Source organism: Viridibacillus sp. d25.2, assembly GCF_055456015.2.
In genome coordinates this window covers 66,772-78,891 of the sequence record NZ_CM196652.1, presented here as the reverse complement: position 1 = coordinate 78,891, position 12,120 = coordinate 66,772, and the positions used below count along the sequence as shown (strand labels likewise).

11 protein-coding genes and 1 other annotated feature are annotated in these 12,120 nt (G+C 38.6%); of the genes, 10 read left to right on the top strand and 1 reads right to left on the bottom strand.

Annotation, left to right across the window (positions count from 1 at the left end):
- Nucleotides 1-163 precede the first annotated feature (163 nt).
- The 5 genes from ACZLO7_RS00440 to radA all read left to right on the top strand — a co-directional run bounded on the left by ACZLO7_RS00440 (nucleotide 164) and on the right by radA (nucleotide 6,260).
- Entirely contained in the window at nucleotides 164-634 is a 471-nt protein-coding gene (locus tag ACZLO7_RS00440; RefSeq protein WP_464939410.1) for a CtsR family transcriptional regulator, read from the top strand.
- A gap of 66 nt (nucleotides 635-700) precedes the next feature.
- Complete coding sequence (locus ACZLO7_RS00435) at nucleotides 701-1,213, top strand: UvrB/UvrC motif-containing protein (protein ID WP_511261375.1); 513 nt, start codon at nucleotides 701-703, stop codon at nucleotides 1,211-1,213.
- The gene (gene mcsB / locus ACZLO7_RS00430) at nucleotides 1,203-2,318 is read left to right on the top strand and encodes a protein-arginine kinase McsB (RefSeq protein WP_464939408.1); all 1,116 of its coding nucleotides are present in this window, start codon (nucleotides 1,203-1,205) and stop codon (nucleotides 2,316-2,318) included. Before ACZLO7_RS00435 ends, mcsB begins: the two co-directional genes overlap by 11 nt.
- Nucleotides 2,308-4,746: an ATP-dependent Clp protease ATP-binding subunit gene (locus ACZLO7_RS00425; protein WP_464939407.1), complete on the top strand. Its 2,439-nt coding sequence runs from the start codon at nucleotides 2,308-2,310 to the stop codon at nucleotides 4,744-4,746. The genes mcsB and ACZLO7_RS00425 overlap by 11 nt, the downstream gene beginning before the upstream one ends.
- 137 nt (nucleotides 4,747-4,883) lie before the next feature.
- Nucleotides 4,884-6,260, top strand: coding sequence for a DNA repair protein RadA (gene radA / locus ACZLO7_RS00420; protein ID WP_464939406.1), 1,377 nt, complete (start codon nucleotides 4,884-4,886; stop codon nucleotides 6,258-6,260).
- A 41-nt stretch (nucleotides 6,261-6,301) separates the two neighbouring features.
- Here the strand turns inward: radA and ACZLO7_RS00415 are convergent, their stop codons facing one another.
- The gene (locus ACZLO7_RS00415) at nucleotides 6,302-6,964 is read right to left on the bottom strand and encodes an acetate uptake transporter (protein ID WP_464939405.1); all 663 of its coding nucleotides are present in this window, start codon (nucleotides 6,962-6,964) and stop codon (nucleotides 6,302-6,304) included.
- Between the two features lie 310 nt (nucleotides 6,965-7,274).
- Here ACZLO7_RS00415 and ACZLO7_RS00410 point away from each other — a divergent pair, with 310 nt between their 5' ends.
- From ACZLO7_RS00410 to cysE, 5 genes are all read left to right on the top strand, one after another.
- Nucleotides 7,275-8,375 carry a PIN/TRAM domain-containing protein gene (locus tag ACZLO7_RS00410; protein ID WP_464939404.1) on the top strand — a complete coding sequence of 367 codons (1,101 nt, stop codon included), beginning with the start codon at nucleotides 7,275-7,277 and terminating at the stop codon, nucleotides 8,373-8,375.
- A 63-nt stretch (nucleotides 8,376-8,438) separates the two neighbouring features.
- The gene (gene ispD / locus ACZLO7_RS00405; protein WP_464939403.1) at nucleotides 8,439-9,128 is read left to right on the top strand and encodes a 2-C-methyl-D-erythritol 4-phosphate cytidylyltransferase; all 690 of its coding nucleotides are present in this window, start codon (nucleotides 8,439-8,441) and stop codon (nucleotides 9,126-9,128) included.
- A 2-nt stretch (nucleotides 9,129-9,130) separates the two neighbouring features.
- On the top strand, nucleotides 9,131-9,607 hold the full coding sequence (ispF, locus tag ACZLO7_RS00400; protein WP_464939402.1) for a 2-C-methyl-D-erythritol 2,4-cyclodiphosphate synthase: 477 nt from the start codon (nucleotides 9,131-9,133) through the stop codon (nucleotides 9,605-9,607).
- Nucleotides 9,608-9,682: 75 nt separating this feature from the next.
- Nucleotides 9,683-11,143, top strand: coding sequence for a glutamate--tRNA ligase (gltX, locus tag ACZLO7_RS00395; protein WP_464939401.1), 1,461 nt, complete (start codon nucleotides 9,683-9,685; stop codon nucleotides 11,141-11,143).
- A 49-nt stretch (nucleotides 11,144-11,192) separates the two neighbouring features.
- Nucleotides 11,193-11,416 (top strand) — a binding site (T-box leader).
- 51 nt (nucleotides 11,417-11,467) lie between these two features.
- Nucleotides 11,468-12,115: a serine O-acetyltransferase gene (gene cysE / locus ACZLO7_RS00390; RefSeq protein WP_464939400.1), complete on the top strand. Its 648-nt coding sequence runs from the start codon at nucleotides 11,468-11,470 to the stop codon at nucleotides 12,113-12,115.
- Nucleotides 12,116-12,120: the final 5 nt, after the last annotated feature.

Sequence of the window (12,120 nt, the reverse complement as noted above, 5' to 3'; positions counted from 1 at the left end):
GCGGATTTTAGCGTTCCAATTTTAGATGTCAGTCGAAGCTGAACAAGTGAAAAGCAATTAGGTGAGCATTTAAATTGCGTGATTTTTAATAGGCTGTGTATAATATATTCAAATATAGTCAAAGATAGTCAAAGTCAGTGATGCAAGCGAGGTGGAATTTGAAATGCGTAATATCTCTGACATAATAGAAGGTTATTTGAAAGAGGTTATCGAATTAGGTGGAGAAGGACATATTGAGATTAAACGAAGTGAAATTGCTGATAAATTTCAATGCGTACCCTCTCAAATTAATTATGTTATAAATACACGATTTACCGCAGAGCGTGGCTATTTAGTTGAAAGTAAACGTGGCGGTGGAGGATATATACGGATTTTGCGCGTCAAAGCTAGTTCAAAAGCAGATTTAATTAATCAAGTGATTGAGCAAGTAGATGAAGGTGCTTCACAAACTATGACGGATGATTTGATTTTCCGTTTAATTGACGAAGGCGTAATTACGAAAAGAGAAGCTAAAATGATGCTAGCAGCTCTTGATCGTTCTGTGTTAAGAATAAATTTACCGGTACGTGATGAGCTACGTGCGCGTATCCTACAAGCAATGCTACTGACTATAAAATATGACAAGCAATTGTAAAAGAGGTGCGAGGGTATGATTTGTGAAAACTGTAAACAAAGACCGGCCACTATCACGGTGACACAAATGAAGAATGGTAAAAAAACGACAAGGCATTTCTGTGAAGTGTGCAATAAAGAACTTGATTCTTTCCATTTGAACCTCGACTTTAATGCCGATCCAATTTCAATGCATAAACTTTTTTCAAATTGGTTTGGTACACCGAGTTGGTCAGTTGCAGCACCAAATGTAAACGAACAGAAAGCACAGGAACATGAGATTTGTCCGGAATGTGGTATGACATATCATCAATTTTTGAATGAGGGTAAATTTAATTGCCCTAGCTGTTATGAAACTTTTAAGGAGCAGTTACCTCAGGTCTTAAAACGTTTGCATAATGGAGCCGTGGAACACGTTGGAAAAGTGCCAGGTTCTATTAATGAGTTGTATCAATTAAAAAGACAAATTGAGGCGATTCGTATGGATATGAAAGTGGCCATAGAAGAAGAGCGGTTTGAAGATGCAGCGACTATGCGGGATAATGTCCGTGCTCTTGAAAAAAAGTTACAAGTTGGAGGTGAGTCTCAAGATGAACATTGAGCACTTTTTACACAATCCAACAACTAATTGGATGCAAGAAGAAGGGCAATATGGTGATATAGTCATGAGCACTCGCATCAGATTAGCGCGTAACCTAACGGATTTCCGTTTTCCAAGAGCATTTTCTGATGAAGAGGCAATGCAAATTGATAAAGCTGTTTCAAATGTCTTGATTGATGCAGATGAAGAAGAACATTTTCAGTTCTCTTACTTTTCTTTGCATGACATGCCAGCGTTACAGCGTAAAGTATTAGTAGAAAAGCATTTAATCAGTCCTCAGCTAGCGGATAAGGAGAGAGTCGGATCGGTTTTATTGTCAAAAGATGAATCGATAAGCGTAATGATTAATGAGGAGGATCATATTCGTATTCAGTGTTTGCAGCCGGGGTTACAACTAGCAAAAGCGTATGAAAGTGCCGATCAAATTGATCGACTATTAGAGCACCATCTACCGTATGCTTTTGACGATACTTTTGGTTATTTGACAAGTTGCCCTACAAATACAGGAACAGGTTTAAGAGCGTCTATTATGATGCATCTACCCGCATTAACTATGACGAACCAAATCAGTTCTCTCATAAGCACGATGCCACGACTTGGTATGGTTGTGAGAGGAATGTATGGTGAGGGAACGGAATCAGTCGGCAATTATTATCAAATCTCCAATCAAATCACACTTGGTAAGTCAGAAAAGGATATTTTATTAGATTTGCAAAGTGTAACTGAACAAATTATTCAAAAAGAGACTGAAGCACGTACAGCATTAATAGAGCATGCGTCAATTGCTTTAGCTGATCGTCTCAATCGTTCTTTAGGAACTTTACTATATGCCAGAATATTAACGAGCGAAGAAGCTGCAAATTGTTTATCTAACGTTCGTTTAGGTATATATTTGGGTATAATCCAGAATATACCTATTGCTATTTTGAACGAGTGTATGCTTTATATGCAGCCGGGTTTTTTGCAACAACATGCAGGTACTACTCTTCAAGCAAATGAACGAGATGTATATCGAGCAAGTTTGTTGCGAGAACGATTGCAATGCAATAGAGAATTAAAAAAAGGTCATTCTGACGAAGAGGGAGAGGATACTTATGATGTTTAATCGATTTACTCAACGCGCACAAAAGGTGCTTCAACTAGCACAAGAAGAGGCAATTCGTATGAAACACGAATCAATCGGTACAGAGCACATTTTACTTGGCTTAATTCGTGAAGGTGGCGGTATAGCGGCTAAAGCGCTTGAAGCAATTGATATTAGCTCTGGAATGATAGAAGAAGGCATTGAGGAGTTAGTGGGTGTTGGTACAAAAGACGTTGGTCCAATCGTACACTACACACCTCGTGCAAAAAAAGTAATCGAACTATCTGTCGATGAATCACGTAAACTAGGTCACTCGTATATCGGTACAGAGCACTTATTATTAGCCCTTATTCGTGAAGGAGAAGGCGTAGCAGCACGTGTTTTAAATAATTCAGGAGTTAGTTTGAACAAAGCGCGTCAACAGGTTCTACAGCTACTAGGTAGCCATGATCATGCACAAAATGCAAATAGCGCTACACAAGCAGCAAGTACACCAACTTTAGATAGCTTGGCACGTGATTTGACTCAAGTTGCAAGAGACGGTAGCTTAGATCCAGTAATTGGCCGTAGTAAAGAAATTACACGAGTTATTGAGGTGTTATCTCGCAGGACCAAAAACAACCCAGTTCTAATTGGGGAACCAGGTGTAGGTAAAACGGCAATTGCTGAAGGCTTAGCTCAACAAATTGTCAACAATGAGGTACCTGAAATTTTACGTGATAAACGCGTTATGACGCTTGATATGGGAACAGTTGTAGCGGGCACTAAATACCGTGGTGAATTTGAAGACCGGTTGAAAAAAGTAATGGATGAAATTCGTCAAGCTGGCAATGTTATTCTCTTTATAGATGAACTACACACATTAATTGGTGCAGGTGGAGCAGAAGGCGCTATTGATGCATCGAACATCTTGAAGCCATCTTTAGCTCGCGGAGAATTACAATGTATTGGTGCTACGACATTGGATGAATACCGTAAATACATCGAAAAAGATGCTGCGTTGGAACGCCGTTTCCAACCTATTCAAGTAGATGAACCAACTGTTGAGGAAGCCATCCAAATTATTAAAGGTTTGCGTGATCGTTACGAAGCGCATCACCGTGTGAAAATAACGGATGAGGCCATTGATGCGGCAGCAAAAATGTCAGATCGTTATATTTCGGACCGCTTCTTACCAGATAAGGCTATTGATTTAATCGATGAAGCAGGTTCTAAAGTACGCTTACGTTCTTATACAACACCTCCAAACTTAAAAGAACTCGAGCAAAGGCTAGAAGCAATTCGTTCAGAGAAGAACGCATCTGTTCAAAGTCAAGAATTTGAAAAAGCCGCTTCGCTTCGCGATACTGAACAAAAATTAAAAGAAGAATTAGAGTCTACAAAGAAAACGTGGAAAGAAAAGCAGGGTAAAGAAGAATCTAAAGTAACTGTAAATGATGTTGCTGAAGTAGTCTCTGTCTGGACCGGAATACCAGTATCGAAGTTAGCACAAGAGGAGTCTGCTAAGTTACTTAATCTTGAAGACGAACTGCATAAACGCCTCATCGGTCAAACTGAGGCAGTTGAAGCCATCTCTAGAGCTATTCGCCGTGCACGCGCGGGGTTAAAAGATCCGAAGCGTCCAATTGGTTCATTTATTTTCCTTGGACCAACCGGTGTTGGTAAAACGGAACTTGCTCGTGCGTTAGCAGAAGTAATGTTTGGTGATGAAGATTCCATGATTCGCGTTGATATGTCTGAGTACATGGAAAAACATTCGACTTCAAGACTTGTCGGTTCACCTCCAGGCTATGTTGGGTTTGAAGAGGGTGGCCAGTTAACAGAAAAAGTTCGTCGTAAGCCTTATTCTGTAATCTTACTTGATGAAATTGAGAAAGCACATCCAGATGTCTTCAATATTCTATTGCAAGTATTAGAAGATGGTCGTCTAACAGATTCTAAAGGACGCGTAGTGGACTTTAGAAATACAGTTGTTATTATGACATCAAATGTAGGAGCTTCAGAACTTCAATATAGAAAATCACTCGGCTTTAGCTCTGCTAATGCAAAAGACATACACAAAGATAATAAGAGCGTTACAATGGCGGAATTGAAAAAAGCATTCCGTCCGGAGTTTTTAAACCGTATTGATGAAATGATTGTTTTCCATGCATTACAAAAAGAAGAATTAACAAAAATCGTTGCACTTATGGCAAAACAGTTAACTAAGCGATTACAAGAACAACATATCGAATTAGAGTTATCTGACTTAGCATTAGAGAAAATCGCTAAAGAAGGCTATGATCCACAATATGGTGCCCGTCCATTACGTCGAGCGTTACAAAAGCATGTTGAGGACCGTCTATCTGAAGAGATTTTAAAAGGTACTGTACTAACAGGCCAGCGTGTCATTTTCGATGTCGAGAATGATGAGTTCGTTGTTAATATTAAAGAACTTGTAACAAAATAATTCATTCTAATGATGGAGTTCAGTAGATTGCTACTTAATTCATCAAAAGTCTGAGCAAACAGGGCATTCCGAACAACATGTTTGGAGTGCCTTGTTTTATAATAGAGAGAACAATAGAAGTATTAGTAGGAGGAAATATGGTTAAAAAGAAAACGAAATTTTTATGTAATTCTTGTGGCTATGAATCACCTAAATGGATGGGGAGATGTCCAGGGTGTGGTGAATGGAATAAGATGGTGGAAGAAGTTGAAGTGATTTCTAAAGGGCCTAGAGGAGCGTTCCAACATTCATCAAACACTTCTCAAAAAGCTATGCCAATTATTTCGATTGAAACAGAAGACGCACCGAGAGTTGAAACTGAACTAAATGAATTAAATCGTGTACTTGGTGGAGGAGTAGTTCCAGGTTCTTTAGTGTTAATTGGTGGTGATCCAGGGATCGGTAAATCTACACTGCTTTTACAAGTTTCCGCGTTACTTTCTAATAAAGGTCATCGAGTTCTCTATATTTCAGGTGAGGAATCTATCCGTCAAACAAAATTACGTGCAGAGCGATTGGGCGTAAAGTCTGCGGAGTTATATATTTATTCTGAAACGAATTTGGAGTTTTTAAACCAAACAATAGAAGAGGTTCAACCAAAATTTGTCATAGTTGACTCCATTCAAACTGTGCATCATCCAGAAGTAACATCTGCACCAGGTAGCGTTTCACAAGTACGTGAATGTACAGCCGAGCTGATGCGTATTGCTAAAACAAAAAATATTGCCATTTTCCTTGTTGGGCATGTAACAAAAGAAGGGCAAATAGCAGGTCCGCGTATATTAGAGCATATGGTAGATACGGTTCTTTACTTTGAAGGGGAGCGTCATCATACGTATAGAATACTACGTAGTCAAAAAAACCGCTTTGGGTCAACGAATGAAATTGCCATCTTTGAGATGTTACAGGGTGGTTTAAAAGAAGTGTTGAATCCCTCAGAACTGTTCTTGCAAGAACGATCGCAAGGGGCTGCGGGTTCTAGTGTCGTTGCTTCAATGGAAGGGACACGCCCAATTCTAGTTGAAATCCAAGCTTTAGTGACTCCTTCAAGTTTTAACTATCCGAAACGCATGGCTACAGGCATTGATCAAAATCGTGTGTCGTTATTGATGGCTGTACTTGAAAAACGTATGGGTATGCTACTACAAGCTCAAGATGCGTATATTAAAGTGGCGGGTGGTGTGAAGTTAGATGAACCTGCAATTGATTTAGCAGTTTTAACAAGTATTGTTTCAAGCTATCAAGACCGTGCTGTGAATGCAGGAGACTGTGTTATAGGCGAAGTAGGCTTAACGGGTGAAGTTCGTCGCGTATCACGTGTAGAGCAACGTGTGCAAGAAGCTGCTAAGCTTGGCTTTAAACGTGCGATTGTTCCGGCATCTAACATAGGAGGTTGGGATTTCCCAGCAGGTATTGAAATAGTGGGGGTAGAAACAGTAAACGAAGCACTGAAACTTTGCTTCCGCGATTTATGATGAAATCAATGAAAGAGACGGCCCATTGGCCGTCTCCTTTTTTAAAATGATTGGTTATTGGTTTGTAATTGAGAGGCGTTTTCTTTTTCTATAGGTTTAGTAATAATTCCGAAAGGTTTACCTAAAGGTAAAAATTCGAAACCAAAATGTTTGTTCAAAACATTTGCACCAGCTCCATATAGAGATAAGATTGCAATACCAAACTCAGAATAAGCAGCTAGAAGGTGCATACCGTGTTCCATGATGCCTAGCGAACTTAATGATAAACCAGCGAACAAGAAATTGATTAAGAAGAAAATGAAGAATAGTACTTTATTTGTTTCTAAAGCACCAATCGTCATAAAGATTGTGAAAACAAGGTATCCTATGTATACGAACCCTAGTTGATGTACATCCGCGCTTTCTTGAAGAGTTAATCCAAAGGTTCCCGATTGAACAAACCAAGATGTAGCTACTGCCATCCAAAAAAGTCCATAAGCTCCAAAAGCAGTAGTTCCGAATGTATTATTATGTTTAGAATCTAGTATAGAGGCATAAAATTGTGCGATACCGCCTAGGAATATTGCCCAGGGAATGACTAGTCCTACACCTTCAGTCCATCCTAATTTTTGAGATGAAGCCACAAGTGTAACAATTGCTAGTCCGAAAAGCCCGATGCCCGATGGGTCTGCTGTTGTAATTTTAATATCCTTGGTTTGATTCATAACAATCCTCCTGTTCTGTGTTGTAAATTTTCTCGAATATGAAGATTGTAACCGATTTCAAATTGTGTGACACAGCGATGTCACATTTGACTGAAGGATGGTCATTAACGAGAGGGATTTCTGTTGTAAAGAGCATATTTTGTTTAATTTATAAATTAAATTTTTTGTGTAAAAATCCGATTTTTCTAGATTATTGATAGTAAAAAGCAGAAAATATACGTTATTTAATTGATTTAATTTGTACAAGGGGTTTGCCGAGCAAATAAAAGGGAAACTATGTATAATTAAAACTATGAAGGAGGTGTTCATTTTGTTGAAAATAGTTATTCAAGTTGCTTTCTTATTTATCGGAGGTACGCTGGGTTTATTATTTTTACCGCCATTATACGAAATCATTCATTTATCCTCAAACCCATGGCTAAATAATCCGTATGTATCCGTTGCAATCGGCGCATTCATTTTATTTGCATTTTCATTTTTATTTTCCGATTCCTGTGTCCGATTTATTCGTTGGATGGAAGACAAGTTATTGAAAGCTCCAGTGGGTGATTTGTTATTTGGCACGTTAGGGTTAATTGTAGGATTAATTGTGGCGTATTTCATTAGCTTTTCAATTGATAGTATCCAAATAATTCCTATAACGACGGTGGTACCAATATTATTATCTATTGTTCTTGGATATTTAGGATTCCAGGTAGGTTTTAAAAAACGTGATGAATTGCTTCAGGCGTTTTCAGCAGCTAGAGTAAGTAATTTATCTAAAAAGAAAAGCACTGATGAAGTGGTTCAAGAAACGCCGGAAACTTCTTATAAGCTACTTGATACGAGTGTTATTATTGATGGGCGTATTGCTGATATTTCGAGAACTGGTTTTATAGAAGGTACATTAGTCGTTCCACAGTTTGTATTAACAGAATTACAACATATTGCGGATTCGTCAGATACACTGAAACGTACCCGCGGTCGCCGAGGTCTTGATATTTTAAGGACTTTACAAGATGAACGAGCAACGGATATTTTGATTACAGAAGTGGATTTTGATGATATTCAAGAAGTAGATCTAAAATTAGTGCGTTTAGCAAAAAAAATGAGTGGGCAAATTTTAACTAACGACTTTAATTTAAATAAAGTATGTGATCTTCACAATGTTGCCGTCCTGAATATTAATGACTTAGCGAATGCTGTGAAGCCTGTTGTTATTCCAGGTGAAGAAATGCATGTAGTTGTAATTAAGGATGGTAAGGAACACAATCAAGGTGTCGCTTATTTAGATGACGGTACGATGATTGTCGTAGAGGAAGGGAAATCCTATATTGGCCAAGCAATTGTAGTCGTTGTGACAAGTGTTTTACAAACATCTGCTGGTCGTATGATTTTTGCTAAACCAAAAAATAGTGGTAAAGCAGCTTAATAGAAAACAAAAAGAGACAGGGCATTTTGCCTTGTCCTTTTCCATGAGTAGGACGTGAAAATTTTGAAGCAATATGATGTTATTTTACCTGCAGCTGGTAGCGGTAAGCGTATGGGCGCAGGACATAACAAGCTGTTTTTAGAACTGCGTGAAAAGCCGATTTTAATTCACACACTTGAGGTCTTTGAACAGGACTTTGCATGTAAAGGTATTTGGTTAGCGGTGAAGCCTGAAGAGCGAGAATATATTGGATCACTCCTTACAAAATATAATATTAAAAAAGTAAAAGCACTACCGGATGGTGGCGCAGAACGTCAAGATAGCGTTTATTCTTGCGTTAAAAAAATAGAAGATGGTGAAATTGTACTCGTTCATGACGCAGCTAGACCATTTATCACAATTCCAGTTATTCATAAACTAGTAGCTGCTGCGGAAGAAAAAGGTTCAGCAATTGCGGGGGTACGTGCAAAGGATACGATGAAAACGGTAGTAAATGGGGTCATAGTAGAGACGGTTGACCGTTCAAACTTATGGATGATTCAAACACCTCAAGCATTCCAGTTTTCAATTTTACAAGAAGCTGAACAAGCTGCTGAAAAGGATCAATTCTTAGGGACAGATGAGGCTATGTTAGTCGAACGTCTAGGACAAGTCGTCCATATTGTTGAAAGTGGCTACGACAACGTTAAGATAACAACAAAAGAAGATTTAGTATTTGGAGAGGCTATTATAAGCCAACGTATAGGAGGATAACTATGTTTCGAGTAGGACAAGGTTTTGATGTACATGCATTTGAAGAAGGTCGACCACTAATTATCGGAGGTATTACAATTCCTCATGAAAAAGGATTAGTAGGCCATTCAGATGCTGATGTTTTATTGCACACAATAACAGACGCTGCTTTGGGGGCAATCGGTGAAGGGGATATTGGTCGTCATTTTCCAGACACAGATCCTGCATTTAAAGATGCTGATTCAGCAAAGTTATTAGAATACATTTGGAAAATCGTTGAAAACAAAGGATACGTACTTGGTAACGTGGATTGTACAATTATGGCACAACGTCCTAAAATGGCACCGTATATTGAAACTATGCGTAATCGAATTGCGGAACTTTTGAATGCAGAACCTAGCCAAGTGAATGTTAAAGCAACAACAACTGAAAAACTTGGATTCACAGGCCGCGAAGAAGGAATTGCTTCAATGGCGACCATTTTACTAATAAAAAAATGACTTCCTTTAAATTTTAAACTTGCAGTGGTAAAATGAACGAAGTGAATTTTTGCAGGAAACTAGGAGGATTTTATCATGACTAAAAAAGTTCGTGTTCGTTATGCACCAAGCCCAACAGGACATTTACACATTGGTGGCGCACGTACAGCTTTATTTAACTACTTGTACGCTAGACACCATAATGGAGATTTCATCGTTCGTATTGAAGATACAGATATTGAACGTAATATCGAGGGCGGCGAAGCTTCTCAATTAGATAACTTAAAATGGTTAGGTATGGAGTATGACGAATCAGTTGATATTGGTGGACCATACGCTCCATATCGTCAAATGGAGCGTTTAGATATCTATCGTGACCATGCGAATCAATTAATTGAAAAAGGTATGGCTTACAAATGCTTCTGTACTTCAGAAGAATTAGAAGCTGATCGCGAAGTTCAAAAGTCAAGTGGTGTAGCTGCTCCGATGTACAATGGGAAATGCCGTCACTTATCTGCTGAAGAAGCCGTAGCTAAAGAGGCTGCTGGTGAAGCGTTCACAATTCGTATGCGCGTCCCTGAAGGCGTTACATACAAATTCAACGATTTAGTTCGAGGTGAGGTATCATTTGAATCTAAAGACGTTGGTGACTGGGTACTTGTCAAAGCAAATGGTATCCCAACTTACAACTATGCAGTTGTATTAGACGATCACTTCATGGAAATGACTCATGTATTCCGCGGTGAAGAGCATTTATCAAATACACCAAAACAATTAATGATTTTTGATGCATTTGGTTGGGAAGCACCAAGCTACGGCCATATGACTTTAATCGTTAACGAAAATCACAAAAAATTGTCAAAACGTGATGAATCAATTATCCAATTCGTATCACAATATCGTGATCTTGGTTATTTACCAGAAGCAATGTTCAATTTCTTCGGTTTATTAGGTTGGTCACCAGAAGGTGAAGAAGAAATTTTCTCTAAAGAAGATTTTATCCGTCTATTTGATGAAAAACGTCTTTCAAAATCACCATCTATGTTTGATAAACAAAAATTAACATGGATGAACAACCAATACATTAAAAAATTATCACATGAAGAAGTTGTAGAACTTGCGTTACCACATTTACAAAAAGCAGGTCTATTATCAGCTGATTTAACTGAAGAACAACGTGTTTGGGCATCTGATTTAATCGGCCTATATCATGAGCAATTGAGCTTCGGTGCTGAAATTGTTGAGTTATCTCGATTGTTCTTTACGGAGGAACTTGCATACAATGAAGAAGAAAAAGAAGTATTAGCTGGCGAACAAGTTTCTGAAGTAATGGCTTCATTCAAAGTACAATTAGAAGGATTGGAAGATTTTGAACCAGGAGCTATTAAAGCGGCTATTAAAGCGGTACAAAAGGAAACTGGTCACAAAGGTAAAAATCTATTCATGCCTATCCGCGTTGCTACAACAGGTGAAATGCATGGCCCAGAACTTCCAAACTCAATCGCATTACTAGGTAAAGAAACTGTCATTAAACGTGTCGAACAATTCATCAAGTAATTTAGTTTGCTTTTTTCTAGCTTCATTGTAAAATGAAGCTACTATCGATATAAAAGCGTTGAAGAGGAGAAGTATGTAGAACAAGCTCTTTAGAGAAGACCATCACCGGCTGAAAGTGGTCTGAGCCAATGTAATACAGAAATGCACCTCTGAGCACTAAGTTGAACGTTAAGTAGGCTTAGTCGGTAAGTCACCGTTATAGACTTTAAGCGGGAAGTGTTTCTTTAAATGCTTCCAACCAGAGTGGAACCGCGCATATCCAGCGTCTCTGTCCTATAGGGCAGAGGCGTTTTTATTTTGAAAAAAGAGGGGAGCTTTGAATATATGTTCAAAACTATTAGGGAAGATGTTGCGACGATTTTTGAAAATGATCCGGCTGCACGTAGCACCTTGGAAGTTGTGCTAACTTATTCTGGTTTGCATGCGGTATGGGGACACCGCGTTGCACATGCTTTTTACAAGCGGAAATTTTATTTCATGGCGCGTTTTATCTCTCAAGTAAGTAGGTTTTTCACAGGGATTGAAATTCACCCTGGTGCCAAAATTGGCCGTCGTTTCTTTATTGACCATGGTATGGGGGTTGTTATTGGTGAGACTTGTGAAATTGGTAATGATGTTACCTTATATCAAGGAGTCACACTTGGTGGTACAGGGAAAGAGAAGGGTAAACGCCATCCAACACTAGAAGATAATGTACTTGTTGCAACAGGTGCAAAGGTACTTGGTTCTATAACTGTCGGTGCAAATAGCAAAATCGGTGCAGGTTCTGTTGTGTTAAAAGCTGTACCACCTAATGCTACTGTCGTCGGTATTCCAGGGAAAATCGTCATTCAAGACGGTATCAAAGTAGAGAATAGGCAAAAACTAGATCACCAAAATATTCCGGATCCAGTAGAGGATCGCTGTTCAACTTTAGAAAATAGAATTGAAGAGCTTCAGAAACAAATTGAACTAAGCAAAAAGGAGATGTAAATTAC

Bases quoted from the DNA above. Each gene is read 5' to 3' on its own strand.
- ACZLO7_RS00440 (WP_464939410.1), top strand. From the start codon at position 164: ATGCGTAATATCTCTGACATAATAGAAGGTTATTTGAAAGAGGTTATC.
- ACZLO7_RS00435 (WP_511261375.1), top strand. From the start codon at position 701: ATGAAGAATGGTAAAAAAACGACAAGGCATTTCTGTGAAGTGTGCAAT.
- mcsB (WP_464939408.1), top strand. From the start codon at position 1,203: ATGAACATTGAGCACTTTTTACACAATCCAACAACTAATTGGATGCAA.
- ACZLO7_RS00425 (WP_464939407.1), top strand. From the start codon at position 2,308: ATGATGTTTAATCGATTTACTCAACGCGCACAAAAGGTGCTTCAACTA.
- radA (WP_464939406.1), top strand. From the start codon at position 4,884: ATGGTTAAAAAGAAAACGAAATTTTTATGTAATTCTTGTGGCTATGAA.
- ACZLO7_RS00415 (WP_464939405.1), bottom strand. From the start codon at position 6,964: ATGAATCAAACCAAGGATATTAAAATTACAACAGCAGACCCATCGGGC.
- ispF (WP_464939402.1), top strand. From the start codon at position 9,131: ATGTTTCGAGTAGGACAAGGTTTTGATGTACATGCATTTGAAGAAGGT.
- gltX (WP_464939401.1), top strand. From the start codon at position 9,683: ATGACTAAAAAAGTTCGTGTTCGTTATGCACCAAGCCCAACAGGACAT.
- cysE (WP_464939400.1), top strand. From the start codon at position 11,468: ATGTTCAAAACTATTAGGGAAGATGTTGCGACGATTTTTGAAAATGAT.